General features: G+C 68.8%; 24 protein-coding genes. 12 read left to right on the plus strand and 12 right to left on the minus strand.

Features of this window, described 5'->3' with window-relative positions:
- Window positions 1-6: 6 nt before the first annotated feature.
- Both ABDW31_RS07620 and ABDW31_RS07625 read right to left on the minus strand, forming a co-directional pair.
- Complete coding sequence (locus ABDW31_RS07620) at window positions 7-1,038, minus strand: DNA topoisomerase IB (RefSeq protein WP_184717943.1); 1,032 nt, start codon at window positions 1,036-1,038, stop codon at window positions 7-9.
- Window positions 1,039-1,157: 119 nt separating this feature from the next.
- Window positions 1,158-1,565 (minus strand): helix-turn-helix transcriptional regulator, encoded by a 408-nt coding sequence (locus ABDW31_RS07625; protein WP_172268416.1) that lies wholly within the window; start codon window positions 1,563-1,565, stop codon window positions 1,158-1,160.
- A gap of 212 nt (window positions 1,566-1,777) precedes the next feature.
- Here ABDW31_RS07625 and ABDW31_RS07630 point away from each other — a divergent pair, with 212 nt between their 5' ends.
- On the plus strand, window positions 1,778-2,791 hold the full coding sequence (locus ABDW31_RS07630) for an FAD-dependent oxidoreductase (RefSeq protein WP_184717945.1): 1,014 nt from the start codon (window positions 1,778-1,780) through the stop codon (window positions 2,789-2,791).
- A 29-nt stretch (window positions 2,792-2,820) separates the two neighbouring features.
- Window positions 2,821-3,984: an acyl-CoA dehydrogenase family protein gene (locus ABDW31_RS07635; protein WP_184717947.1), complete on the plus strand. Its 1,164-nt coding sequence runs from the start codon at window positions 2,821-2,823 to the stop codon at window positions 3,982-3,984.
- A 19-nt stretch (window positions 3,985-4,003) separates the two neighbouring features.
- Here the strand turns inward: ABDW31_RS07635 and ABDW31_RS07640 are convergent, their stop codons facing one another.
- The gene (locus ABDW31_RS07640) at window positions 4,004-4,717 is read right to left on the minus strand and encodes an energy transducer TonB (protein ID WP_184717949.1); all 714 of its coding nucleotides are present in this window, start codon (window positions 4,715-4,717) and stop codon (window positions 4,004-4,006) included.
- Window positions 4,718-4,910: 193 nt separating this feature from the next.
- On the opposite strand from ABDW31_RS07640, the gene ABDW31_RS07645 reads away from it, so the two are divergent.
- Complete coding sequence (locus ABDW31_RS07645) at window positions 4,911-5,780, plus strand: transglycosylase SLT domain-containing protein (RefSeq protein WP_184717951.1); 870 nt, start codon at window positions 4,911-4,913, stop codon at window positions 5,778-5,780.
- On the opposite strand, the gene ABDW31_RS07650 is transcribed toward ABDW31_RS07645, so the two are convergent.
- The 3 genes from ABDW31_RS07650 to ABDW31_RS07660 form a co-directional block, all read right to left on the minus strand.
- Entirely contained in the window at window positions 5,767-6,957 is a 1,191-nt protein-coding gene (locus ABDW31_RS07650) for a CaiB/BaiF CoA-transferase family protein (RefSeq protein ID WP_184717953.1), read from the minus strand. The genes ABDW31_RS07645 and ABDW31_RS07650 overlap by 14 nt on opposite strands.
- An 83-nt stretch (window positions 6,958-7,040) precedes the next feature.
- On the minus strand, window positions 7,041-7,460 hold the full coding sequence (gene rnk / locus ABDW31_RS07655) for a nucleoside diphosphate kinase regulator (protein ID WP_184717955.1): 420 nt from the start codon (window positions 7,458-7,460) through the stop codon (window positions 7,041-7,043).
- Between the two features lie 225 nt (window positions 7,461-7,685).
- On the minus strand, window positions 7,686-9,479 hold the full coding sequence (locus ABDW31_RS07660; RefSeq protein ID WP_184717957.1) for an ATP-binding protein: 1,794 nt from the start codon (window positions 9,477-9,479) through the stop codon (window positions 7,686-7,688).
- Between the two features lie 151 nt (window positions 9,480-9,630).
- Between ABDW31_RS07660 and spbR the strand changes: the two genes are divergently transcribed.
- Complete coding sequence (gene spbR / locus ABDW31_RS07665) at window positions 9,631-10,764, plus strand: pole-localized protein SpbR (protein ID WP_184717959.1); 1,134 nt, start codon at window positions 9,631-9,633, stop codon at window positions 10,762-10,764.
- A gap of 68 nt (window positions 10,765-10,832) precedes the next feature.
- Window positions 10,833-11,597 (plus strand): NUDIX domain-containing protein, encoded by a 765-nt coding sequence (locus tag ABDW31_RS07670; protein WP_184717961.1) that lies wholly within the window; start codon window positions 10,833-10,835, stop codon window positions 11,595-11,597.
- Here the strand turns inward: ABDW31_RS07670 and ABDW31_RS07675 are convergent.
- From ABDW31_RS07675 to ABDW31_RS07690, 4 genes are read right to left on the minus strand one after another with little or no spacing between them, the layout of a single operon-like run.
- Window positions 11,594-12,223 (minus strand): ABC-type transport auxiliary lipoprotein family protein, encoded by a 630-nt coding sequence (locus ABDW31_RS07675; protein ID WP_184717963.1) that lies wholly within the window; start codon window positions 12,221-12,223, stop codon window positions 11,594-11,596. The two genes, ABDW31_RS07670 and ABDW31_RS07675, sit on opposite strands and share 4 nt — an antisense overlap.
- Window positions 12,220-13,158: an MlaD family protein gene (locus ABDW31_RS07680; protein ID WP_184717965.1), complete on the minus strand. Its 939-nt coding sequence runs from the start codon at window positions 13,156-13,158 to the stop codon at window positions 12,220-12,222. The genes ABDW31_RS07675 and ABDW31_RS07680 overlap by 4 nt, the downstream gene beginning before the upstream one ends.
- 3 nt (window positions 13,159-13,161) lie before the next feature.
- Window positions 13,162-14,007, minus strand: coding sequence for an ABC transporter ATP-binding protein (locus ABDW31_RS07685; protein WP_184717967.1), 846 nt, complete (start codon window positions 14,005-14,007; stop codon window positions 13,162-13,164).
- Window positions 14,004-15,119, minus strand: coding sequence for an MlaE family lipid ABC transporter permease subunit (locus tag ABDW31_RS07690; RefSeq protein WP_184717969.1), 1,116 nt, complete (start codon window positions 15,117-15,119; stop codon window positions 14,004-14,006). The genes ABDW31_RS07685 and ABDW31_RS07690 overlap by 4 nt, the downstream gene beginning before the upstream one ends.
- A 230-nt stretch (window positions 15,120-15,349) precedes the next feature.
- On the opposite strand from ABDW31_RS07690, the gene ABDW31_RS07695 reads away from it, so the two are divergent.
- On the plus strand, window positions 15,350-16,915 hold the full coding sequence (locus ABDW31_RS07695) for a methyl-accepting chemotaxis protein (RefSeq protein ID WP_184717971.1): 1,566 nt from the start codon (window positions 15,350-15,352) through the stop codon (window positions 16,913-16,915).
- A 6-nt stretch (window positions 16,916-16,921) separates the two neighbouring features.
- On the opposite strand, the gene ABDW31_RS07700 is transcribed toward ABDW31_RS07695, so the two are convergent.
- Complete coding sequence (locus ABDW31_RS07700) at window positions 16,922-17,977, minus strand: LacI family DNA-binding transcriptional regulator (protein WP_184717973.1); 1,056 nt, start codon at window positions 17,975-17,977, stop codon at window positions 16,922-16,924.
- 159 nt (window positions 17,978-18,136) lie between these two features.
- Between ABDW31_RS07700 and ABDW31_RS07705 the strand changes: the two genes are divergently transcribed.
- The 3 genes from ABDW31_RS07705 to ABDW31_RS07715 all read left to right on the plus strand — a co-directional run bounded on the left by ABDW31_RS07705 (window position 18,137) and on the right by ABDW31_RS07715 (window position 21,273).
- Entirely contained in the window at window positions 18,137-19,393 is a 1,257-nt protein-coding gene (locus ABDW31_RS07705; protein ID WP_184717975.1) for an MFS transporter, read from the plus strand.
- Between the two features lie 16 nt (window positions 19,394-19,409).
- Window positions 19,410-20,210 carry an RNA methyltransferase gene (locus ABDW31_RS07710; RefSeq protein ID WP_184717977.1) on the plus strand — a complete coding sequence of 267 codons (801 nt, stop codon included), beginning with the start codon at window positions 19,410-19,412 and terminating at the stop codon, window positions 20,208-20,210.
- Window positions 20,211-20,286: 76 nt separating this feature from the next.
- Window positions 20,287-21,273, plus strand: a complete 987-nt coding sequence (locus tag ABDW31_RS07715; protein ID WP_184717979.1) for an alpha/beta hydrolase — start codon at window positions 20,287-20,289, stop codon at window positions 21,271-21,273.
- Here ABDW31_RS07715 and ABDW31_RS07720 read toward each other — a convergent pair.
- Window positions 21,270-21,995 (minus strand): YafY family protein, encoded by a 726-nt coding sequence (locus ABDW31_RS07720; protein ID WP_184717981.1) that lies wholly within the window; start codon window positions 21,993-21,995, stop codon window positions 21,270-21,272. The two genes, ABDW31_RS07715 and ABDW31_RS07720, sit on opposite strands and share 4 nt — an antisense overlap.
- Window positions 21,996-22,089: 94 nt before the next feature.
- Here ABDW31_RS07720 and ABDW31_RS07725 point away from each other — a divergent pair, with 94 nt between their 5' ends.
- The 3 genes from ABDW31_RS07725 (at window position 22,090) to ABDW31_RS07735 (ending at window position 25,843) form a co-directional block, all read left to right on the plus strand.
- The gene (locus ABDW31_RS07725) at window positions 22,090-22,818 is read left to right on the plus strand and encodes a glutathione S-transferase family protein (protein ID WP_184717983.1); all 729 of its coding nucleotides are present in this window, start codon (window positions 22,090-22,092) and stop codon (window positions 22,816-22,818) included.
- Between the two features lie 155 nt (window positions 22,819-22,973).
- The gene (locus ABDW31_RS07730) at window positions 22,974-23,300 is read left to right on the plus strand and encodes a hypothetical protein (RefSeq protein ID WP_184717984.1); all 327 of its coding nucleotides are present in this window, start codon (window positions 22,974-22,976) and stop codon (window positions 23,298-23,300) included.
- Window positions 23,301-23,542: 242 nt separating this feature from the next.
- Window positions 23,543-25,843 (plus strand): TonB-dependent siderophore receptor, encoded by a 2,301-nt coding sequence (locus ABDW31_RS07735; protein WP_184717986.1) that lies wholly within the window; start codon window positions 23,543-23,545, stop codon window positions 25,841-25,843.
- Window positions 25,844-25,912 lie beyond the last annotated feature (69 nt).

The raw sequence follows: 25,912 nt of genomic DNA on the forward strand, positions 1-25,912 counted from the left end.
TCCTTCTCAGGCTTGCGCGCACGAGGCCTTCGCGGCCTCCAGGAAGCGGATAACGGCCAACTCGAAGGCGCGCTCCGAGCGACCGGCCTTCAGCGGCAGCGTCCCCTGCTGATAGGCCTCCAGCACTAGCGGGTGGATGTAAGAGCCGCGGCAGACGGCGGCGGTGTTGCCCAGCAGGCCCGCAACGGCCTTCACGCAGGTGTTGACGTTCCGCTTGGCCTCGGTGGCGCTGCCGGCCTTGGGGATCAGGCACAGCGCCCGCGCCGCCGCCAGGGTGCCGGCCCAGGTGCGGAAGTCCTTGGCCGAGAAGTCCTCGCCGATGGCGGCGCGGATATAGCCGTTGACGTCGGCGCTCTCGACCGCGCGGCGTTGGCCGTTGTCGTCCAGGTATTGGAACAGGCGCTGGCCGGGCACGTCCTGGCAGGCCTTGACGATGCGGGCCAGCCGCCGGTCGCGGAAGCCCGTGGTGTGGACCTTGCCGCTCTTGCCCTTGAACTGGAACGTGCCACCCACGCTGGACAGCTTGGCGTGGCGGTCGCGCAGGGTGGTGAGGCCAAAGCTCTTGTTGGCCTGGGCATATTCCTCGTTGCCGATCCGGATCAGGGTCAACTCCATCAGCCGGATGACGGCGGCGATGACCTTTTCGCGGGGCAGGCCGCGGCGGGCCAGGTCCTTGTCGACCTGGGCGCGCAGCCGGGGCAGGGCGCGGCCGAAGGCGATCATCCGGCCGAACTTCAGCCCGTCGCGGTCGCGCCGCCACGCCTCGTGATAGCGATACTGCTTGCGGCCCTTCTGGTCGCGGCCGGTCGCCTGGATGTGGCCGCGCGGCGAGGGGCAGATCCAGACGTGGGTCCAGGCCGGCGGGATGGCCAGGAGGCGGATGCGCTCCAGCGTGTCGGCGTCGGTGACGCGGTCGCCGTCGGGGTCGCGATAGTCGAAGCCGTCGCCGGCCTTGATCCGCGCCAGCCCCGGGTCGTCGTCATTGACGTAGGCCAGCCCGGGAGTCGTCACCGAGAAATCAATCGTGTCGCGCGGCATGTCGCCAGCCCTCCGATCCATCTTCGGATCAACGGAGCGCGAAGGGGCAGGTTCCGGGCATGAAAAAAGGCTTCGAGGCGAGCCTGAAGCCTTCGTCCATCTCCGGTTGGGCGCGCGCCTTACGGGGCGTCGTCGTCCACCATGGCGCGCACCAGATCCACCACGCGGCGGCGCAGGCGGCGGTCGTCCAGGCGCGGGAACAGGCTAGCCAGCTCCAGGCCTTCCGGGGTCGAGACGAACTCGGTCATGCGCTGGGCGAAGCCGTCGTCCAGGCCGCCGTCGGTGTCTTCCAGGCCTTCGAAGAAGTAGGAAACCGGGGCCTGCAGCAGCTTGGCCGCGTCATAGAGCTTGCTGGCGCTGATGCGGTTGGCGCCGCGCTCGTACTTCTGGATCTGCTGGAAGGTGATGCCCAGGGCGTCGGCGACCTGAGTTTGGCTGAGGCCCATCATCTTGCGGCGAATTCTCAGCCGGGCTCCCACGTACAGATCAACGGGGTGGGCCGCTTCGGCTGCGGGTCGATCGTTCATCCGCCTCAATTCCATCAAGCGCCGCCGTGCGGCTCTAACATATGCGTTAACGGGTATGCCTCAGCTTGGCTGCATCGTCACGTGCTGCGCATGCACAGATCGGGTCTTCCCGTCCAGGCGGAGCAAGGGGTTTTCGCGACCTGGGATGGATTTGCACCGCTTAGGGATCGCACGGGGTTGACGTCCGGGACCTCGGGGAGTGTCTGCGCGCCATGACAGTTCAATCGGGCGTGCGCGTCGCCGTGGCTGGGGCCGGGGCGTTTGGATCGGCGGTGGCGCTGAAATTGGCCCGAGGCGGGACGGACGTGACCGTGTTCGATCCGGCGCCGCCCGGCCAGAACGCTTCGGGCGTGGCCGCGGGCATGCTGGCCCCGGTCAGCGAGGCGCTGTTCGACCCGGCTTCACGCGGCCATCTCGACGTTATGCGCCGCGCCCGCGCGCTGTGGCCGGCCTTCGCCGACAGCCTGGGGATCGCGCTGGGCCTGGCCGGCGTGCGCATCGAGGGCTCCGACACATGGCGCGGCGAGGTCGAGGCCAGGCTGCGCGACCTGGGCGTGCCCGTCACCGACCACATCACCGAGGACTGGCGGATCGACGCCCCGGGCGCCCTGGCGGCGATGCGGGCCGCGGCGGAAAGCGCCGGCGCGCGGTTTGTGCAGGCCGCGGTCACGGGCTTTACCCCCGGCGCGCTGGCGTTGGCCGACGGCCGGGCCCTGGCCTTCGACGTGCTGGTGCTGGCCACCGGTCCCGGCGTGCGCGAAGGACGCTTGGCCCCGGAGACCACGGCCCTGGCGCCGGTGAAGGGCCAGATCCTGCGGACCGCTCCGGTGGGTCTAGAGGACACGGTGGTGCGCGGCGAAGGCGTTTACATGGCCCCGGGCGAGGTCCTGGCCATCGGCGCGACCATGGAAGTCGGCCGCGACGACCTGGCGCCTGACGCTGAGGCGACCCGGGCGCTACGCGCGGCCGCCAAGGCGCTGCGGCCGGAACTGGATCTCGATGCGGCCCAGGTCGATGTCGGCGTGCGGGCCACCACGCCGGACGGCTTGCCGCTGGTCGGCTGGAGCCGTGCGCCCGGCGTACTGCTGGCAGTGGGGGCGCGACGCAACGGCTGGCTGTTCGCGCCGCTTGTGGCCGACATGGCCGCAGCGTATCTGAATGGTGATAACCCGGGCCCCGACGCCGCCGCCATGGACGCGCGCCGTTTCGAGGAGCTCGAGACCTAAGACAAGCGCACGCAGGGGAGTAGGGCCGGATGTCCGGATTCTGGTTGACCGACGAACAGGAAGCCATCCGCGAAGGCGTCGCCAAGGTGTGCGCCGGCTTCGATGACGAGTACTGGCGCCGCACCGACGACACCGGAAACTTTCCTGAAGAGTTTGTCGCTGCCATCGCTCAAGGGGGATGGCTGGGCGTGGCCATGCCCGAGAGCGTCGGCGGGGCGGGCCTGGGCCTGACCGAGGCGGCGATCATGATGCAGGCCGTGGCCCAGTCGGGCGCCGGCTTCTCGGGCGCCAGCGCTATCCACCTGAACATCTTCGGTCCCATGCCGCTCTTGAAGTTCGGCAATGACGAGCAGCGCCAGCGCCTACTGCCGCGGCTGATCTCGGGCGAGGACAAGATGTGCTTCGCGGTCACCGAGCCGAACTCGGGCCTCGACACCTCCAGCCTGGAGACGCGAGCCGAGAAGGTCGAGGGCGGCTATCGCCTGAACGGCCGGAAGATCTGGACCACCGGCGCCCAGCGCGCCAACAAGATCCTAATCATCGCCCGCACCACGCCCAAGGACCAGTGCGCCAAGCCGCACCAGGGGCTGTCGCTGTTCTATACCGACCGCGCCGAGATCGAGGCCAAGCCGATCCCGAAGATGGGCCGCAAGGCCGTCGAATGTAACATGCTCTTCATCGAGGACCTGTTTGTCCCCGCCGCCGATCTGGTCGGCGAGGAGGGCAAGGGCTTCCAATACCTCCTGCACGGCCTGAACCCCGAGCGGGTGCTGTTCGCCGCCGAAGCCGTGGGTCTGGGCCGCGCCGCCCTGGCCAAGGCGACGACCTACGCCAAGGAACGGGTCGTGTTCGGCCGGCCGATCGGTCAGAACCAGGGCGTGGCCCATCCGCTGGCCAAGTCGTGGGCCGAGCTGGAAGCGGCGAACCTTTTGGCTTTCAAGGCCGCCGCCCTCTACGACGCGGGCAAGGAGTGCGGGGCCGAGGCCAATGCCGCCAAGTACCTGGGCGCCGAGGCTGGCTTCCACGCCTGCGAGGCCTCGGTCCTGGCCCATGGCGGCATGGGCTACGCCAAGGAGTACGACGTCGAGCGCTACTTCCGCGAGGCGATGATCGCCCGCATCGCCCCGATCAGCCGCGAGATGATCCTGAACTTCATCGCCGAGCGCGTCCTGGGGCTGCCCAAGAGCTACTGAACGCGCCCGGCGAGGGGCCTTAGACCCCCGCGCTGAAGCGGATGGGAATGCGCACGGTCGCGCCGTCGACGGCCTGGCCGTTCTCCATCTGCGGCTTCATCTTGAAGAAGCGCGAGACCTTCAGGGCGGCGCCGCCGAAGCCTTCCTCGGCCGGTGTTTCCGACAGGATCGTGCAGTCGCGGACCGTGCCGTTCACCGCCACCACGCAGTTCAGGGTCGCCACGCCCGACACTCCGCGCCGCTGGGCGCTTTCGGGGTAGTAGCGGGCCATGTCGTCGGCCGAGGGGAGCCGCAGCCAGTTGGCGCGGGTGATGACCTTCGCGGGCGGCGAGACCGGCGGCGGCGCGGGCGGATCGGGCGTGAAGGTGATCGGCCCCGGGACCGGAGGGCCATCGGGGATGTCCAGGGTCTTCACCGGCAGGATTTCAGGCGGCGTGATCGGCGTCGGCACGGGCGTGTGGACCTTGATCGGGTTTGAGGCCTTGGGCGGCTGGTCGGCCGGCGGGGGAGGCGGCGGCTTCGGCGGCGTGTATGGCGGCTCGATGATCAGCACGGGATCGTCGACCATCGGCGCCAAGGGCGTCACCCACTTCTGGTAGGCTAGGTAGCCGACCAGGGCGACGTGCGCCGCCGCGGAGACGCCCAGGCCGATCAGCAGCATTTTCGAGGGCTTGCGCGGGGCGGCGTCCAGGCCGGGAATGCCGGAACCATTGGGATTGAGGGCCAGGGCCATGATGACCTCCTAGATGAAATTACACCCGTAGCATAAGGTCATCACAGGTGTCGCTGGCTGTAAATTGACAATCGTAATCCGACTGTCGATTTTTCTTACGTTTGTAAGATCGGGTGCGACATCTCGCCTCCGGATGGGGCGAAGCAGGCGTGGTTAATTCGTCATTAACCATGATCGCGGACTCATCACGTCCATGCCTGCCGTCAGTTCCATCCGCAGCGTCGTCGAGTCGGCGATCCAGCGCGCTTCCAGCGCGACGGGGGTCGACTTCTCGTTCCTGGTGGGCACGGCCAAGCGCGAAAGCGGCTTCAACCCGGCCGCCAAGGCGCGCACGTCCTCGGCCTCGGGCCTGTTCCAGTTCGTCGACCAGACCTGGCTGTCCACGCTGAAGAAGCATGGCTCCAAGTACGGCTATGCCCGCTATGCCGACCTGATCTCGCAAGGCAGCGACGGCCGCTATCGCGTCGAGGGCGACGAAGCCCGCAAGGCGGTGCTGGGCCTGAAGATGGATCCGCACGCCGCCTCGCTGATGGCCGGCGAGCTGGCCTCGGACCACGCCTCCTATCTGCGCGGCCGGGTGGGGCGCTCACCCACGTCCGGCGAGCTCTACGCCGCCCACTTCCTGGGTCCGGCCGGTTCAGCCCGCCTGATCGAGGCCGCGACCAGCAACCCCGGCGCCAGCGCCGCCGCGATGTTCCCGGATGCGGCCCAGGCCAACAAGTCGATCTTCTATCGCGACGGCCGCTCGGCCACGGTCGGCGAGGTCTATGCCAACCTGACCAAGACCGGCGGCGCCAGCCGTGTCACCGACCCGGCGCCCGCGCGCCAGCAGCCCGACAGCGTCGACCAGGGCTTCATCCAATATGCCAGCGGTCGTCGCCTGGAGCGGATCAAGCAGCAGGAAGCGGTGGTCGACCTGATCCTGCGCGGCTCGCAGGACGCCAATCCGTTTGGCGGCGGCGAGATCGGCGGCGGCGCAGGTCAGCGTCTGGCCAGCTCGATGTTCTCGGCCGAAATGCTGCGGGTGCTGGCCGACGCCAACGACAAGGTCAAGCAGCGCTGACCTGGGTCAGAGCCGCTACCTGGTCTTCCGACCAACCCAACTCTCTGAATACGCTCTCGGTATCTGCGCCCAGCTTGGGCGCCGGACCGCGCGGCGTGTCGTCCACGCCCGGGAAACGGGCCGGGGCGGCCGGTGACTTGAACGTACCGCCCGCGCCGTCGGGCGTGTCGACGAAACAGCCCGCCGCCTCCGCCTGGGCGTCCTGCGCCAGTTCGCGCGGGGTCTGGTAGGGGGCCCAGGTGATGTCGCCGGCGTCCAGCGCCGCCTCGGCCTGTGGATAAGTCATCGCCCCGAACGCCTCGTCCAGGATGTCGACCAGGGCCTGGCCGTGCTCGCGGCGGCTCTTGGCCGAGGCGAAGCGCGGGTCGTCGACCAGTTCGGGTCGGCCGGCGGCGGCGGCGATGCGCGGCCAGTCGACCGAGCCCTGGCGCGGCAGCAGGCAGATCCAGCGGCCGTCCGACGTCTTGTAGAAGTTGGCCAGCGGTTGCACCGCCTCGCGCCGACCGCGGGTCGAGGCCAGCTTCCCGAAGCGGAGCTGGATGGCCATGTCAGAGCCGATCGCGTAGACGCCGGTGCGCAGCAGCGAGGTCTCGACCAGCCGGCCTTCGCCAGTCTTGGTCCGCTCGTGGACCGCCGCGAGGATCGCGGACACCGTCGCCAAGGAGGTGACGTGGTCGCCCATGCCGGTGCGGATCGGGAAGGGCTCGGCCCCCTTGGGCGCGGTGATCGCCCCGACGCCGGCCCGCGACCAGAAGGCCGCCACGTCCATGCCCGGCTTGTCGCGATCGGGACCGACCAGGCCATAGCCGGTCAGGCTGCAATAGATCAGGCGGGGATTGATGGCCTTCAGCGTCTCGTAGTCCGCGCCCGCCCGGGCCAGGGCGGCGGGGCGGACATTGGTCAGGAAGATGTCCGCCGTGGCGACCAGCGCCTTCAGCGCCTCGCGGCCCAGGTCGCTGCGGATGTCCAGCACCACGGCGCGCTTGCCGCGGTTGTCCAGCTCGAAGATCGGGTTGGCGTCCTGGTCCGAGCCGATGGTGTCGAAGAACCGCCGCATCGGGTCGCCCTCGGGAGACTCGACCTTGATGACGTCGGCGCCCCAGTCGGCCATGATTCCGGCCGCCCCCGGAGCAGCGATATAGGTCGCCAGCTCGACCACCCGCAGTCCCTGCAGCATCCGCGTCTCTCCATTTTTGTTGGGCGCGAGTGTGCGGATGCCGGCCGGGATTGGAAAGGCTTACCCATGGGCAAGCCTCCCGATCAGAATACCAGGCAGCCGGGCGGCTCGACCTTGAGGATCCGCAGCAGGCGTTCGTGGCCGTCGCGGTCGGGCCAGCTTATCGACTGGCCGACGGTCAGGCCGATCAGGCCGGCCCCCACGAGGGACAGCACTGAGATCTTGCCGGCCGCGATGTCGGCTTCCTTGGGATAGACCAGCAGCACCGAGCGGGCGACGCCGTTGGCGTCGTCCTCGAAGCGCACGGTCGAGCGCATGCGAACGACCTCGCCGGGCATGTCGGCGTCGGGGCGGATCTCGGCGCGGTCGATTTCGGCCAACAGCATGTCGGCGGCCAGCGGGGAGGCCTGCTGCATCTGCAGGGCCAGGGTGGACAGGCGTTCGACCTCGGTCTCGGCCATGATGATGCGAGGACGCGCGGCGGCGTCCGCTTGCGAGGGCATGGATAGCTCCTGGCGATGTGTAAAGGCGCGACGGCGCACGCACGGTGGGCCGGTCAAGGCGGAATGATGAGTGTTCGCCCCGAACGCTCGCGGCGGCAGGCGCGCGAACGGTTCGGGGCTAGTAGGCTGCGAGCAGGCTACCGCCGTGATGGCAGAAACGCCGGAAGATGGGGCGCGAGAACATGCGCCATTGTCCACCGCCGGCCCGGCTTGTCAAACCGGAGCTTAGGCGGCTTCAGACTTGCTGGTGGGCCGATCGAGGGCGGCGGCATCGGCCAGGGTGCGGGCCACGGCCGCGACGCTGACGGGCTTGCGCAGCACGATGTCGGCGCCCGCGTCCAGGAATTCGGTGGCTTCCTCGCCGTCGCCGTCGATCATGGCGACGATAGGAGCGTGGCGGTTGGGACCGTCGGCCTGGCGCAGGGCGGCCGCCGCGCCCGGGCCGTCCAGAACCGGCATCCGGTGATCCAGCATCAGCAGGTCGAACTCGGCGATCCGGGCCAGATCGGCGGCGCGGCGGCCGTTCTGGGCGTGGACCACCTGGTGGCCCAGCTGCTCCAGGATGGCGCGCAGCATGGCCGCGTTCAGGGCGTCGTCCTCGGCGATCAGGATGCGCAGGGTGCGCGGCGCGCCGGGCGGCTCGTTGGCGATGGCTTCCAGCTCCTCCTCGAACTCGCACTCGACGGCGGCGTCGAAGGGCAGGGTCAGGGTGAAGCAGCTGCCCACGCCCACGGCGCTGCGGGCCTCAAGCGCGCCGCCCATCAGCCGCGCCAGCTGGCGCGACAGCGACAGGCCCAGGCCCGCGCCGTTGACGCCGGCGCCGGTGCGCTCGACCCGGCGGAAGGGCTCGAAGGCCTGTTCCATCTCTTCGGTCGACAGGCCAGGGCCGGTGTCGGCGACCTCGACGGCCACCTGGTCGCCGCGCAGCTCGACGCGGACCTCGATGCGGCCGCGCACGGTGTACTTCACCGCGTTGCCCAGCAGGTTGGCGACGATCTGGCGGGTGCGCAGGGCGTCGGCGATCACCGCGCCCTTGTCGCGGCCGCGCAGCAACGGATCGATGTGGACGGCCAGCTCCAGCCCCTTGGCGGCGGCGTGCGGCTTGTCCAGCAGGACCAGGTCCTGGATCAGGCGGGCGGGATCGAAGGGCAGGGCCTCGACGCTGAGGCGGCCCGATTCGGCGGTCTCGGAGTCGAGCGTGGCGTTCAGCACCGAAATCAGGTCCTGGGCGGCGTCCAGCGCGGCGTTCAGCTGCTCGCGCGACGGCGCGGCGCGGCCGCCCTTGCCGGCGGCCGCGGCCAGCACGTGGGTCACGCCGGTCAGGCCGTTGCGGATTTCATGGCTCAGCGTGGCCACGATGTCGGACTTGGAGCGGGCCGTGCGTTCGGCGTCCTCCAGCACCCGCAGGCGCTCCTCGACCAGCTCCTCGTGAGCGACAGACAGATCGTGCTGGCGGCGGAACATGCGGTTCAGGATCAGGGCCAGCGTCAGGCCCAGCGCGGTGGCGCCGAAGGTCAGCTCACCTTCCTGGCGGTCACCGCCGCTGGAGAAGTGGGCGATCATCGGACCTGCCGCCGCGATCGGAGCGATGATCAGCAGGCCGGGCAGGTAGGGAGCGGCGAAGAAGGCGCACATCACCGCGCCGGCGGTGGCCATCAGCAGCAGGGTGTCGCGCGCGGGACCCGCGCCCTGGGCGAAGGCCGCGATCTGGCCGACCGCTAGCGCCCACAACACGCCGCACAGCACATAGACCCGCGCCCGGCGCGCCAGGTTCTGCGACGTGTCGTCGCGCAGGCCGTTGATGGCGACGTAGAAGGCGCCCCAGTTAATGGCGAAGACCGCGAAGGTGGCGGTCATCCAGATGCGGTTGGCGGCGAACGATCCGACCCACACGAACAGCGGCAGGCTGATCGCGAAAACCCCAAGCGCGTAAGGCAGCAGCGCGGACTGGGCGTCCAGGGCCTTGGCCAGTCGCGCGCCGTCCATCGTGTTGTCGTTCGGCCGGCGCTCTACGAGCAAGGTCGCGCTCCTGTTCATCGAGCGCGCATCATGGCGATGTGTGGTTTGTACCCAGTTACGGTGTATCGTTAATCCACAGCTTCGAAGCGCAAACAATCATTAAGCCTAACCGCCGAGGATCGACTCTCAGCATAGGTCGGGCGGAACCCCCATGGCCACCACACGCGCCGCACTCACCGATTTAGATATCCGCATGCTCGTGAAGGGCGCGACGCCGGACGAGCGCGCCCTCGCGGCCCATAAGCTGTGCCGCAGCATCGATCGCGCCACCCTCGACGAGGAGGGGCGACAGGTCGCCCACGACATCCTGCGGGTCATGGCCGCCGACGCCGCCGAGCTGGTGCGCCGGGCCCTGGCGGTCACCCTGAAGAACTCGCCGGTCCTGCCGCCGGACGTCGCCAACCGCCTGGCGCGCGATGTCGACAGCGTCAGCCTGCCGATCATCAACTTCTCGCCGGTGTTCACCGACACCGACCTGGCCGAGATCGTCCGCGTGGGCGGTCCGCGCCGCCAGATGGCGGTGGCCAAGCGCTCGAAGCTGTCGACCCGGATCACCACGCTGCTGGTCGACCAGGGCGACGAGGCCGTCGTGGCCGCGACCTGCGCCAACGACAACGCCCGCTTCTCGGAAGTGGCGCTGCAGAAGGCCCTGGACCGCTTCGCCAAGTCCGAGCAGGTGCTGCAGGCCGTAGCCTATCGCGCCGCCCTGCCGCTGGCGGTGACCGAACGCTTGATCGACATGGTCGGCGACCAGATCCGCGACCACATCCTGTCGCATCACGCCTTGTCGGCCGAGCTGGCCCTGGAACTGATGATCAGCGCCAAGGAGCGGGCCACCATCGACCTGGTGGACCAGGCCGGCCGCGCCGCCGATCCCAAGGCTTTCGTCGCTCACCTGCATCGCGTGGGCCGTCTGTCGCCCTCGCTGATCCTGCGGGGTCTGGCCCACGGCCACATGACCTTCTTCGAGTGGGCCGTGGCCGAATTGGCCGGCGTGCCGCATCACCGCACCTGGCTGATGATCCACGATGCGGGCCCGCTGGGCCTGAAGGCGATCTGCGAGCGCGCCGGCCTGCCGCCGCGCCTGCTGCCGGCCTTCCGCGCCGGCGTCGACGCCTTCCACGGCCTGGAGTTCGACGGTCGCGCCCACGATCGTGAGCGTTTCCAGGAGCGGATGATCCAGCGCTTCCTGACCTCGTCCCACGCCGTGTCGCGCGAGGACAGCGAGTACCTGCTGGAGCGCATGGACCAGAGCGTCGAGAAGCGTCAGGCCGCCTCGGCCTAATCTGCGCCCCGAACGGTTGTTCGAATTTGGACTGTGCAAGCGCTCGGACGTGCGCCAGACTTACCGTCATGTCTGATCCGTCGCTCGGGGATGCTCGTCCCGCCGCCACCGTACTGCTGCTTCGAGACGCGCCCGACTTCGAGGTGCTCATGGTCAAGCGGCACCACCAGATCGACTTCGCCGGCGGGGCCCTGGTGTTCCCGGGCGGCAAGAGCCACCAGGGCGACCACGACCCGCGCTGGCGCGAGCTGGCGTACGGCTTCGACACCGAATGCCAGGACGGCGCGCCACTGCGCATCGCCGCCATCCGCGAGGCCTATGAGGAAGCCGGAGTGCTGCTGGCTCGTGACAAGGACGGCGCCTTCTATGCAGGCGAGGCGGCCAAGGACATCCGCGCGGCGGTGGCCGAGGACAAGGTGGCCTTCATCGACGTGGTCGAGGATCTGGGCCTGAAGCTGGATCTGTCGGCCCTGACGGTGTTCGCCCGCTGGATCACGCCCAAGCTGATGCCCAAACGCTTCGACACCTGGTTCTACGTCGCCCACGCGCCGCTGGCTCAGCAGGCGATCTGCGACGGCCACGAGGCGGTCGATGCCGAGTGGATCGCCCCGGCGACCGCGCTGGACATGGCCGCGGCCGGCGCGCGCAAGGTGATCTTTCCCACGCGCATGAACCTGCAACTGCTGGCCGAAAGCGCCAGCCCGAGCGATGCAGTGACGAGGGCCGAGGGCAGGGCGCTGGTCACCGTCGAGCCGTGGGTCGACGGCCGCGTGCTGCGGATCCCCGGCAACGCCGGCTACGGCGCAGTGACTGAGCCGCTTGAGGCGCTCTAGGCCTTCGGCGCCGGCTCGGCGGCGTTGATCCAGTTGACGATATCGCCCAGCACCTTGGCCACGGCCTGGTCATAGGCCGGCACAATGGCTCCGACGCGGTTGTCGGCGGCGCGGATCTTGGCCTCGAAGATCTGGTCGCCGACCAGGGCGCGATCGCTGCTGCGGCTCAGGACGCCCCTGACGCGGACGACGATCTCGGGCGCGGCCTTGGGGCCCTGGTCATAGACCGCCTCGAAGGTGCGGACCTCCAGGCGCAGCACCAGCTCGGCCTTGCCGACCTCGCCGCGACCGATCAGGCGCGCGCGGCCCGGATCGTTCTCGAACGCCCGGGCGGTGGCTTCCTCGAACAGCACGAAGGCAGGCGACACCCAGCGGGCGCCGGCGATGTAGGCCACCTCGCCATTGGTGACGGTCTGGATGCGGTCGCCGGCCGCCGATCGGGTGAAGATGGTCGGAGCCTTCAGCACCCCGAACATCGCGCCGGGCGGGCCCTTGGAGACGTTCACCTCGGCCTGGCCGAAGCGGTACATACCGACCGGCTTGGTCTTCGGGAAGACGCTGATGCAGGCCGATAGGCTGACGGCGACCGCCGAGATGGCCGCGACGCGGAGCAGGTTACGGATCACGGCTGGACCTCCACTTCCTTGGCGGGCGCCTTGCCGACCAGGCTTCGGGGATTCTGTTCGACCTGGCCGACCAGACGGTCGAGGGACTCGGCGGCCCCCTGCAGGGTGACGATGGCGGCTGACAGCTGCGGCAGGCCGGTGGTGGCGAAGTCGCTGGTCGGACCTTCCAGCTTGCCGACCATGCCGCGGGCGTCCTTGGCGGCGGCCTTCAGCTCGGCGGCGGCGTCGCCCAATTCCTTCAGGGTGCGGCGGCCGTCGCCGTCGACGATGCCGTTGGCGGTCTTGGCCACCTCGGTGATCGACTGCGCCGTCTGGTCGATGCTCTGCAGCGCCTTCTGAGCGTCGGCGATGATCTCCTTGCGCTCGCGCAGTTCGGCGGTGACCGCCTGGACGTCGCTGAGCGAGGCGCTGAAGGTCTTGATGTTCTTGTCGCTGAGCACGCGGTTGACGCGGTCCAGGGCCTCGATCGTGCGGGTCAGCACCGTGCCGCCGCCTTCCAGCAGGTCGGACAGGGCGCTGCGCTGGCTGCGCAGGACCGGCACCTTGCCGCCCTCGACGGTGTCCTTCAGCAGCTCCTTGTTGGGCGAGCCGGCGGTGATCTGGACGTAGTTGACGCCCGTGATGCCCTGCGGCTCCAACGTGGCGTAGCTGTCGACCTTGATGGGCACGTCCGACGAGACGCGCACGCGGGCGATGACGCGGTTCGGGTCGGTCTTGTCCAGCTCGATGCGGCTGACCTCACCGACCTTGATGCCGTTAAAGTGCACCTCGCCGCCTTGAGACAGGCCGCGCACCGGACCGATGAACAGGATGTCGTACAGGTCGTAGTCGCGGCTGAAGCTGAGCTTGGCCAGCCAGACCACGAAGATCACCAGACCCATGAACAGGGCCAGCGAGATGGCCCCGACCAGGGCGTAGTTGGCGTTTCTTTCCATCAGTTACGTCCTCGCCTCGGCCTGGCTATGCGCAGGGGACGCGGCGGCGCGTCCTCGCGGGCCCAGGAAGTATTTCTGAATCCAGGGATGTTCCGAACGCTCGAGCTCGCGCACGGGCGCCACCTCGACCACCTTCTTGTCGGCCAGCACGGCGACGCGGTCGGTGATGGCGTACAGGCTGTCCAGGTCGTGGGTGATCATGAAGACGGTCAGATCCAGGCTGTCGGACAGGTCCTTGATCAACTCGTCGAAGGCCGCCGCGCCGATCGGGTCCAGGCCCGCCGTCGGCTCGTCCAGGAACAGCAGCTCGGGGTCCATGGCCAGGGCGCGGGCCAGGCCGGCGCGCTTGCGCATGCCGCCCGACAGCTCGGCCGGCTTCAAGGTCGCGGCGCGGGCGGGCAGGCCGACCATGGCGATCTTCAGGTCGGCAATTTCCTCGATCTCGCGCTTGGGCAGGCGGGTGTGTTCGTAGAGCGGCGCCGAGACGTTCTCGCGCACGGTCAGGTTCGAGAACAGTGCGCCCTGCTGGAACAGCACGCCCCAGCGGCGCTCGACCGACGACCAGCGCCGGCGCGAGGCCGTGCGCATGTCGCCGCCGAACAGGCGCACCTGGCCGCCGTCGGGGACCTTCAGGCCGATGATACTGTTGAGCAGCACCGACTTGCCGGTGCCCGAGCCGCCGACCACGCCCATGACCTCGCCGCGCTGGACCTGCAGGTCCAGGCCGTCGTGCACGACATTGTCGCCAAAGCACGAGACCAAGCCGCGCACCTCGATCGGGAACTTCTCCGACTCTGCCGACTCGGCGACAGGCGGGGGAGGCGGAGGCTGTTTGCGGGAGCGGGTCATATATCCAGCTCCATGAAGATCAGGGCGAAGACAGCGTCGATCAGGATAATGGCGAAGATGGCGTGGACCACGGCGGCGGTGACGCGGCGGCCCAGCGACTCGACGTCATTGCCGACCTCCATGCCCTGGCGGCAGCCGATGGCGGCGATCACCGCGGCCATGACCGGAGCCTTGCACAGGCCGATCCAGAAGTGGGTGACGCCGATATAGTCGACGATGCGCTGCAGGAAGAAGGTCGGCGACAGGTCCAGCACGACCCACACCACCAGCATGCCGCCGGCCAGGCCCGCCAGGGTGGCCACGAAGGTCAGCAGCGGGATGGTCAGCAGCAGGGCGGCGAAGCGCGGCAGCACCAGCGCTTCGTACGGGTCAACGCCCATGACCTGCATGGCGTCGACCTCCTGGTTCATCTTCATCGAACCGATCTCGGCCGCGAAGCTGGAGGCCGAGCGGCCGGCCAGCAGAATGGCGGTGATCAGGATGTTGAACTCGCGCATCACCGAGATGCCGATCAGCTCGACCGAGTAAACCTGGGCCCCGAAGTCGGTCAGCATGTTGGCGCCCAGCAGGGCCACCACCGCGCCGATGAAGAAGGTCGTCACCGCCACGATCGGCATGGCGTCCAGGCCTGCGCGCTCGGCCAGCGAGATGGTCGGCGCCCAGCGGATGCGGCGCGGATCGGCGATGCAGCGACCCAGGGCGCTGAGCAGGTGGCCCAGAAACACCAGGGTGCTGTAGCCGTCGCTGAACAGGCCATAGACGCCGCGTCCGACCCGCTCCAGCAGGGCGTGGAAGCCATTGGGGCGGATCGAGGGTTCGGGCTCGACCTGGATCGCCGCACCGACCAGTTCCAGCAGGCGCAGCACCTCGGGGCGGGCCTCGACGCGCTGGGCGTCTAGCCTGTCGCCGCCGGCCCGCAGGATGGCGTAGGCGCCGGCAGTGTCGCAGCGATTGACGCCGGTCAGGTCGAAATGGATGTCCTTGGGCGACTTGACCGCCGCGGACAGCCGCAAGCCGGCGTCCAGCAGGCCGCGAGCGGTCCAATCTCCCGAGAGCGCGGCCGTCGTGCGGCCGTCGTGCTCGGTCAAGATGAAGTCCGCCGGTAGCGCCATGAAATCCGTGAGCTTGTTTACGGGCTATATCCAAGCCCCGCGCAGGACCTGACAAGGGCAAAACGCGCCAAGGCGCAGCTTGTTTCTGCTTGTGGCGACTCTGTGACGAAAAGTTTGTGGAGAGAGGTGTGACCACGGGGCGCATCGCGTCCCGGTTCAATCTTGGTTAACGGATAACCGTCACGAACATGGTCAACGAAATCTTACCGTCGAGTCGGAGTACCTAGAGCATGAGCGCGGACGCGAAGCTGGACCAACGTATGGCCTTCATGCGCTTCGACGAACGTTCTCGCGCCGCCCTGCGGGCGCTGAAGCCCCTGATCGACAGCGAGATCGGGCCGGCGCTGGACAAGTTCTACGGCCAGGTCCGCAGCTTCCCCGAGGCGCGCTCGCGCTTCCGCGACGGCGAACACATGAACGGCGCGCAGTGCGCCCAGGCCGCCCACTGGCGCCGGATCGCCGAGGCCAACTACAACGACCGTTACGTCGCCGACGTCGAGCGCATCGGCCACGCCCATGTCGACGCAGAGTTGGAGCCACGCTGGTACATCGGCGGCTACGCCGTGGTGGCCGAGGAGCTGACCCGCGCCGTGGTCGCCAAGCGCGCCAAGGGCCTGTTCACCAGCGCCAAGTCCGACCAGGAGCTGGCCGACAGCCTTTCGGCCCTGAACAAGGCCGTGTTCCTGGACATGGATCTGGCCATCTCCAGCTATCTGGCGGTGATCGAGGACGAGCGCGCTGAGCTGGAAGCCGAGCGCCTGGCCGCCGAGCAGCGTCAAGCCGACGCGGTGAAGGCTGTCGGCGCGGCCCTGTCGCGCCTGGCCGCCGGCGACCTGACCGCCCGCATTGAAGGCGATCTGGCCCCCGAGTTCCAGGGCCTGCGCACCGACTTCGACCACGCCGTCGAATCCCTGAGCGAGGCCATGCGCGCCGTCGATCACTCGGCCGGCGGCATCCGCTCGGGCGCGGACGAGATCGCCCGCAGCGCCGAGGACCTGTCGCAGCGTACCGAGCAGCAGGCCGCGACCCTGGAACAGACCGCCGCCGCCGTCGAAGAACTGACCAGCGCCGTCAGCCGCACCGCCAAGGGGGCCCGAGAGGTTTCCTCGCGCGTCGGCGAGGCCTCGGCGGAAGCCGAGCGCTCGGGCGAGGTCGTCACCCGCGCCGCCGAGGCCATGACCAAGATCGAGGCCCAGTCGCAACAGGTGAACCAGATCCTGGGCGTGATCGACGAGATCGCCTTCCAGACCAACCTTCTGGCCCTGAATGCCGGCGTCGAAGCCGCTCGCGCCGGTGAAGCCGGTCGCGGTTTCGCGGTGGTCGCGCAGGAAGTACGGGCCCTGGCCCAGCGCTCGGCCAACGCCGCCAAGGAGATCAAGTCGCTGATCACCGAAAGCAGCCGGCAGGTCAGCGAAGGCGTCGACCTGGTCGGCCGGACGGGCGAGGCGCTGCGCGGCATCGTCGACAAGGTCGGCGGCATCGACGCCCTGGTGAACGACATCGCCGCCTCGACCGGCGAACAGGCCACGGCCCTGGGGCAGGTCAATTCGGCCGTGAACCAGCTGGACCAGGTGACCCAGCGCAACGCCGCCATGGTCTCGCAATCGACCGAGGCGACCCACGCCCTGCGCGTCGAGGCCCTGGACTTGTCGAACCGCGTCGGCGCGTTCCGCCTGGGCGGCCGTCCGCAGGTGGTGACCCCCGCCTTCCAGTCGACCTATCGCGAGCGTCCGGCCGAGAACCCGGTCCACGCCGCCCGCGCCCGCGTCGCCGCCTTCGCGCGTCCGGGCCGCTAAGGCTTCCTACTTCGGCGGCGGGGCCGTCGAGGCGCGGTGGATCAGGGTGAAGGGCAGCAGCTCTTCGCTCGGCCACTCCGGCGCCTCGTCGCCGCCCTTGGCCCGACCGATCAGCAGCCGCGCCGCCAATGACGACATCTCGGCGACGGGCTGGCGCACGGTCGTCAGCTGGGGCCTGCTGAAGCGGGCGCTGGAGCTGTCGTCGAAGCCCGCCACCGAGATGTCGCCCGGCGTCATCAGCCCGGCCTCGGCGATCGCGGCCATGCAGCCCAGGGCCATGTCGTCATTGCTGGCGAAGATCGCCGTCGGCCGCTCGGGCGTGGCCAACAGGGCCCGGGTCTGCTCGACCCCCGACTGGAAGGTGAAGTCGCCCTGGCGCACCCAGCTCCCGGCCACCGGCAGGCCGCGGGCGCGCATCGCCGCCAGATAGCCCTCGCGCCGGGCCTGGCTGGCGGCATAACGCGGCTCGCCGACGACGAAGCCGATGCGGCGATGGCCCAGGCCGATCAGGTGCTCGGTCATGTCGCGGGCGGCGGCGACATCGTCCATCCGCACGCGCGGCCCCGGGCCCTCGACGCGCTGGGGACCGACGCGGACATAGGGCGTGCCCGCCTTGTCCAGCATCTCCAGCACCACGGCGTCGTCGGAGGAGGGCGGGGTCAGGATGACGCCGTCGGGTTTCAGGGCGGCCAGGAAGGCGGCGACGTCCTGGCGGACGTTGGGGCCCTGGTGGTCGATCAGCTCGATCAGCAGGTGATAGCCGGCCTCGCGGCAGACCAGGGTCGCGCCCAACTGGACGCGCGACAGGTAGTCGGCGCCGCGCTCGCTCTGCCAGTGGTCGATGGTCAGGGCCGCATCGACAAAGACGGCGATCACGAACGAGCGCGAGCCGGCCAGGCTGCGGGCCGAAAGATTGGGGCTGTAGCCGAGGTCGCCCGCCGCCAGCAGCACGCGGTCGCGCATGGCGGGCCGAACGTTCGGCTCCTTGTTCATCACCCGCGACACCGTCTTGATCGAAACGCCCGCCTGGGCGGCGACGTCATAGATCGTCACCGAAGCCATCAGTCCGCCCCACGCCCCGCGAAATACCTGCACATGCTCACAACCTAGAGCGTAATCGCTCGGCTTGGAAACCTCTGGATCAAGTGTTGTAGCCCCTTGTCCGCAAGGCGTTGCGCAGCCACTGTCCCTCCGGCGCGGCGTAGACCGTGGGGAGGTGAGATGACGCCCGAGGAGGAAGCGCGGCCCAGGGAGCCCGTACGTGCGAGCTTCGTCGCCGCCTACACCCTCGCCCAGATCGGCGCCTTCGTATCCTTCCAACCCCTGATCCAGGTCCTGCTGCCGTTGAAGGCCGAGGCCATCGACCCCGTCGGCAAGGCGGTGGTGCTGAGCCAGGTGGCGTTCTTCGGCGCTGTGGTCGCCAGTCTCGCCAACCTGCTGGCCGGGGCGATCAGCGACCGCACCACCTCGCGATTCGGCCGTCGTCGCCCTTGGATGGTGGTGGGCGGGCTGGGGGCGGCCCTGGCCTATCTGGCGATCATGCAGGCCAAGACGCCGTTGGCCCTGATCGGCGGCATGATCCTGTTCCAGCTGACCTTCAACCTGTGCTTCTCGGCCCTGGTGGCGGTGATGCCCGACCGGGTGCCGGACACGCAGAAGGGCACGGTCGCGGCGTTCCTCAGCCTGGGCAATCCGATCGGCACGGCCATGGGCGCGATCATGGTGGGCGGCCTGCTGGTCGCAGAGGGCCATCGCTATGCGGCGATCTCGGCGGCGCTGCTGCTGGGCCTAGCTCCGTTCGTGCTGCGCCTGAAGGATCCGCCGCTGCCCAAGGCCGACGTGCCGCCGTTCAAGCTGGGTGAGTTCCTGGCCGGCCTATGGGTCAGTCCGCGCAAGCACCCCGACTTCGCCCTGGCCTGGATGGGGCGCTTCCTCGTGCTGATCGCGCTGAGCCTGGTCCAGTGCTACATGCTCTACTTCCTCAAGGACGTGATGGACTACGCCACCCTGTTCCCCGGCCGCCGCGCCGAGGAGGGTCTGGCGATCCTGACGGCGGTCTCGACCGTGGCCAGCATTCCGCTGGCCATGCTGGGCGGCCTGCTGTCGGACCGGCTGCGGCGACGCAAGCTGTTCGCGTTCGGCGCGGCCCTGACCCTGGCGATCGCCATGCTGGCATTTTCGATGTCGCCGACCTGGCCTGTGTTGGTCGCGGCCTATGTGGTGTTCGGTTGCGGCCTGGGCTGCTTCACCGCCGTCGACATGGCCTTGGTGGCGCAGGTGCTGCCCTCGCAGCGCGACGCTGGCAAGGATCTGGGCGTCATCAACCTGGCCAACACCCTGCCGCAAGCCCTGGCCCCGGTGCTGGCGGTGTGGAGCCTGGGGCCAACGCACCAGAACTTCCACGTCTTCTTCCTGATGGCTGCGGGCCTGGCCCTGACTGGCGGTCTGGTGATCCTGCCGATACGAGGGGTGCGCTAAGCCCCGAGGTTCTCCGTTGCCCCAGTTCCGCGTCGTCTCCGATCCCGACGATCCCGCCGTCGCCCCATTCCGGGCGATCAAGGAGCGCGACCTGGTGGGGCGAGAGGGCCTGTTCATCGCCGAGGGCGAGACGGTGCTGCGGGCCTTTGTCCGCGACGCGCCGGAGCGGGTGGTGTCGCTGCTGATCGATCCCAAACGCCGGGACAAGCTGGCCGAGGTCTTCGCCGGCCTGCCCGAGGACACGCCGGTCCACTTCGCCGACCAGGCCGTGCTGGACGCCATCGCCGGCTTTCACCTGCATCGCGGCGTGCTGGCGGTGGGTCACAAGCCTGAACCGATCGCGGCGCGCGACCTGCTGGCCAGCCTGCCGGAAAGGGCGGTGGTGCTGGTGCTGTGCGGCATCGCCAATCACGACAACATGGGCGGCATCTATCGTAACGCCGCCGCCTTCGGGGCTGACGCGGTGGTGCTGGACGCCGACTGCTGCGATCCCCTGTACCGCAAGGCCATCCGGGTCTCGGTCGGGGCGGTGCTGCCGGTCCCGACCGCCCATCTGGCGCGCGGGGAGGACATCGCCGATCTGCTGGCCGCGACCGGTTTCGAGGGGCTGGCGCTGAGCCCCTCCGCCGACGAGATCCTGGCCCGGCTGACGCCGCCGCCGCGCACCGCCGTGCTGCTGGGCGCGGAGGGGCCGGGCCTAACGCCGGCGGTGATGGCGCGGGTGCGGACCGTGGGCATCCCGATGGCGGGCGGCTTCGACTCGCTGAACGTCGCCACCACCAGCGGCATCGTCCTGCACCACTTGCGGTTCTCCTGACGGAAACCGGTTTCCAAATCGGACGAAGCGGCCTTAGGGTCGCGACCAACGAAAACCCGCCAGAAGGCTTGATCCCATGCTGAACCGTCGCGGCGCCCTGACTGCTTTCGTCGCCGGCGTCTTGGGATCCCTAGCGGCCCGGCGAGCGGAGGCCGCACCGGTGGACCAGTCCCAGATCACGCCCCCTGACCCGACCGAGGTCATCACCCTGTGGCCGGCCGGCGCGCCGGGCGGGGAGGGCGTCACGGTCACCGAAGAGATCATCGAGCGCGGCGACGCCAAGGGCCTGCGCGACCGGGCCATGGCCCACACCCGCAAGCCGATCCTGGTGGTGTTCCGGCCGAAAAAGCCGAACGGCGCGGCGGTCATGCTGATCCCCGGCGGCGGCTACCAGCGCGTGGTGCTGGACAAGGAAGGCTACGAGACCGCCCGCTGGCTGAACGAGCGCGGCTACACCTGCTTCGTGCTGTTCTACCGCATGCCAGCCGATGGCTGGGCGGCGGGCGGCGATGCGCCGCTGCAGGACGCCCAGCGCGGCATCCGCGTGGTCCGCTCCAAGGCCGCCGAGATGGGCTTCTCGCCCGACCGCGTGGCGATCATGGGCTTCTCGGCCGGCGGTCACCTGGCCGCCAACCTGACGGTTCGCTACGACGCCAAGACCTATGAACCGACCGACGCCGCAGACCAGCTGCCGACCAAGCCGAACCTGTCGGCCCTGGTCTATCCGGTCATCAGCATGGACACGGCGATCGCCCACGGCGGCTCGCGCGCCAACCTGTTGACCAAGGACGGCTCGGCCGAGCGCGCCCTGACGCTGTCGCCGGAAAAGCAGGTGCGTGAAGGCCTCTCGCCGGTGTTCCTGCTCCACGCGGCCGACGATCCGGGCGTGCCGGTCGAGAACAGCCTGGTGATGTTCGCGGCGCTCAAGGCCAAGAAGATTCCGACCGAGATGCACGTCTTCGAGGAGGGCGGTCACGGCTTTGGCCTGCGTTTCACGACCGGCAAGCCGGTGGCGGCCTGGCCGACCCTGTTCGAGACCTTCGCCAAGCGCCACGGGCTCTAGGCGCTACAGCCTTCCTTCTGGCTCAGGTTCCAGGCGGCGATCTCGGCGTCTCGGAACTTGATCCACTCGCCGCGCAGCACCGCCGGCCGCTTGCCGTGGCGCTCTTCCAGGAACTGTGCGCCGACCACGCGATCGGTGCGGAAGGTGCGGAACGCCTGGCGCAGCTCGCACCAGGCGATGATCATGCGGATGGTCTCGCGATAGCCCACCGTCACCGGCCAGATCACCCGGGCGCTGACCGCGCCGGCCCCGTCGCTGTAGTCCAGGCGGATCTTGCGACCGGCGTGGATCCAGGCGCGGACCTGGGCGACATCAATGCGGTCGGTCTCGGGCTTCCAGGCAGGGGAGGCGGCCGCGGCCGGCTCCAGAACGTAGGGCCGCAGGCGATCGGGCACGGCGGCGGCGATCTTGCTGATCAGGTCGTTGGCGGCCTTGGCCAGAACGGGGTCGCCGCGCCCGGCCACCCATTGCGCGCCCAGCACCGCCGCCTCGATCTCGTCGGGGGTCAGCATCAGGGGCGGCATGTCGAAGCCGGCCTCCAGCACATAGCCCACGCCGGCCTCGCCGCGGATCGGCGCGCGCTGGCCGACCAGGGCGGCGATGTCGCGATAGACGCTGCGCTTGGACGTCTCCAGCTCGGCGGCGATGGCGTCGGCCGTCACCGGCGCGCGGCTCCGGCGCAGGATCTGGATGATCTGGAAAAGGCGTTCGGCGCGTCTCATGACTTCGACTATCGGCCAGGGTTGCTGACAGCATGCTGGCAGTAGCCTGGCGGTAGCAAGTCGTCACCACGACATTCGAGATCGGAGAGGGACGATGATCACGCTGTTTGCCGCCGGAGCCGGGTTCGGGCTGCCCGAGATCAGTCCCTATGTCACCAAGACCGAGGTCCAGCTGAAGATGGCGGGCCTGGACTATCGCAAGACGCAGGGGTCTCGCGAGACCGCGCCCAAGGGCCAGTTGCCGTGGATCGAGGACTGCGCCCAGGCGATCGGCGACTCGACCTTCATCCGCGCCCACATCGAGCAGAAGTACGATGTCGACCTGGACGTGGGCTTGAGCGGCAAGGAGCGGGCCCAGGCGTGGGCGATCGAGCGGATGATCGAGAATCAGCTGGGTTGGGTATCGACCTGTTTCCGCTTCCTGGAGCCGGCCAATTTCGCGCGCGGGCCGGGCCGCTGGTTCGACCGGGCGCCTGAGGTCATGCGCGATGACCTGCGCCGGGGCCTGCTGGAGGCCGTGGCCGGCAATGTCCGCGCCGTCGGCGTGGGCCGACACCTGAGCGAGGAGGTCGTGTGGCTGGGCAGCCTGTCGCTGCGGTCGCTGGACGAGCTCCTGGAGGACAAGGCATATCTTATGCGCGACAGCCATCCGGTCGGCGTCGATGCGACGGCCTTCGCCGTGCTGGCGGGGATCCTGACGCCGTTCTTCGACTCGCCCCTGCGCTGCGAGGCCGAAAGCTATCCGCGTCTCGTGGAGTATGTCGGTCGGATGATGGCGCGGTTCTATCCGGCCCACCCGTGGGGGTTGCGTCAGGCAGCTTGACGCGGATCAACTGAAAACCATTGCACTGCGCCGCCATCCGGGGTTGTGATGGCGGCGAGATCAACCTTGTGCGCGCCAATTCGCCGCACAATTCAAGGTCTTGCGGCGCCAGCGCGGTGCGTGCTCCTTTGCGGCCCTGGAATCAGGGGGACTGGATGTCTGACAAGTTGGCGCCCGTGAGCGTTGAAACGGTGCTGAGGGCGATCTCGACAGAGATGTCGATCGCCGCCGTCGCGTGCGGACATCTGGATGTCGCCCTGGGCAAGATCCTGGAAGTCGTTCCCGCCGAGCACCGTCTGATGGTGATGCACGAGCTACACACCGTCGACCTGCTGGCCCAGCACGTCACCGCCCTGACCGACTTCACCGGCAACCTGTCGCAGCAGCACGGGCAGGGGGTGCTGGAGGTCAACGAGTCGCTGTCGGCGATCACGCTGGGCGATGTCGCTGCTCGCCTGCGCACGGCGATCACACCCGAATAATCCCTGACCGATACCGGAGCGTCCAAGGCGATCCGGATCCGTGGCCGCGCCGCCCACCGGGTGAGCGCGCGCTTTCGCGTGGGTGCCGGCCAGCCCGGCGCACCGTCCTCAGGCGGATTGATTGGCTACACATGTGCGAATAGTTCGCAATCGCTATTGCAATCTCGCAACAAGGAAATAAGAACGCCTCGCAGTCTCAGTTTTAGGCCGTGTCGGTACGGCTCTTGAGGGGGATATCGAGGATGAACAGCAGCAATCGCGGCTATGTGCGATCGCGCAGCCGCAGCGCGTTGAGCCTGAGCGCCGTCGCCGGCCTGGCCGGTCTGGGCCTGGTGCCCGCCTTGGCCCACGCGGCCGACGCGCCGCCCACCGCCGAAGGCGACAACGAGATCTCCAGCGTCAAGGTCGACGGGAAGAAAGACCACGCGTCCTCGTCGAAATACACCGCCAACCTGCGCGACACTCCGCAGACGATCACCGTGATCTCGTCCGAGACGATCACGGCGCAGAACCTGCTGTCCCTGCGCGAGATCCTGTCGACCCAACCGGGCATCACGTTCGGCGCCGGCGAGGGCGGCGGCGGCTACGGCGACAGCATCAATCTGCGCGGCTACTCGGCCAACAACGACATCACCGTCGACGGCGTGCGCGACAGCGCCCAGTACACCCGCACCGACTCCTTCAACCTGGAACAGGTCGAGGTCATCGCCGGCGCCAACTCGGTCTATTCGGGCTCGGGTTCGCTGGGCGGCACGATCAACATCGTCACCAAGACGCCCAAGGCCGCCGACCAGACCATCGTCAGCGCCGGGGCCGGCACGGATGCCTACGGTCGCCTGACAATCGACACCAACAAGCGCCTGACCGACACTATCGCGGTTCGCCTGAACGTCATGGGCCACCGCAACGACGCGCCGGGCCGCGACGTCGAGCAGTTCAAGCGCTGGGGTATCGCACCGTCGATCGCCTTCGGACTAGGCACGCCCACCCGCGTGACCCTGAGCTATGTCCACCAGAAGGACGACAACATCCCGCAGTACGGCGTGCCGTACTATGTCAACGCCCTGTACGACGGCCCGCTGCCGGGCGTGAAGCGCAGCAACTACTACGGCTACTCGAACGTCGACCGCCAGAAGAACGGCGTCGACTCGCTGACCGCCCGGTTCGAGCATGACTTCAGCGAGGACTTCACGGTCCGCAACCTGACCCGCTACCAGGAAGTGACGCAGTTCGTGCGGGTGAACCCGCCGCAGGGGACCTGGTGCCTGGCCAACGGCCAGCTGCCGACCGGCGCCAGCTGCGCCGCGCCGGGGACGTACCAGCCCAGCGGCCCGCGCGGCACCACGCGCGACAGCAAGAACAAGCTGTTCTACAGCCAGACCGACTTCAACGTCCGTTTCGCCACCGGCGCCGTGACCCACAACCTGGTGGCCGGCTTCTCGATCGGCGTCGAGGACTATCACCTCGACAACGGCAACTCGCTGCGCAATCCGGGCGGCGCGACGCCGAATCCGACCCTGCCGCTGATGTCGATCAGCGATCCCAACCACGTCTATACCGGCCCGCTGAACTTCGTGGTCACCGGCCGCAGCGACGGTCAGATGAACAACAAGGCCGTCTACCTGTTCGACACGGCCAAGCTCAGCGACAAGCTCGAGTTCAACTTCGGCCTGCGCTACGAGAAGAGCGACGGCGAGTATGTCACGACCTCGATCGCCACGCCCTATCCGGCGACGGGGCCGGTCGAGGTGGTCGCCCCGGTCGCCCGCAACGACGCCAATCTGTTCTCGTACCGCGCGGGCCTGGTCTTCAAGCCGGTCAAGAATGCCAGCCTGTACCTGGCCTACGGCAACACCCAGACGCCGTCGCAGGCCTCGGTCAATGGCGGTTGCGCCGTGCTGCCGGGCACCAACGGCTCGACCTGCAACGTCAAGCCCGAGAAGGGCGAGAACATCGAGGTGGGCGGCAAGTGGGAGACCTTCGAAGGTCGCCTGCTGCTGACGGCCGCGATCTTCCGCAACCAGCGCACCAACTACAAGGTGCCGTCGCCCGACCCGGTGACGATCCCCGACCAGCCGCTGGACGGCAAGTCGCGCGTCGACGGCTTCTCGCTGGGCGCCAGCGGCAAGATCACCGACCAGTGGTCGATCTTCGCTAATTACACCTATCTGGACAGCGAAGTGCTGCAGAGCGTCGCCGACGGTCGCGTCGACGTGACGGCCGGAAATCCGCTGACCAACACGCCGGAAAACTCGGGCAGCCTGTGGACGACCTACCAGGTCACGCCGCGGATTAGCCTGGGCTATGGCCTGACCTACCAGGGCGCGTTCTACCTGAACAACGGCGCGGCGCCGCTCTACAAGAGCCAGGACTATTGGGTCCACAACGCCATGGCCGCCTTCAAGGTCAATGACGCTATCGACCTGCAGCTGAACCTCAAGAACATCGGCGACGAGGAATACTACACCCGCGGCCGCCTGAACGGCTGGGCCACCCCGGGCGACGGTCGCGCCGCGGTGCTCAGCGCCAACTATCGGTTCTGATCAACTCCCCTTGAGATCGGAAACCTGACTCAGCGCCTCGCCCCTCCGGGCGGGGCGCTTCTTTGCGGC

This window comes from Caulobacter sp. (genome assembly GCF_039596335.1).
Classification (GTDB): domain Bacteria; phylum Pseudomonadota; class Alphaproteobacteria; order Caulobacterales; family Caulobacteraceae; genus Caulobacter.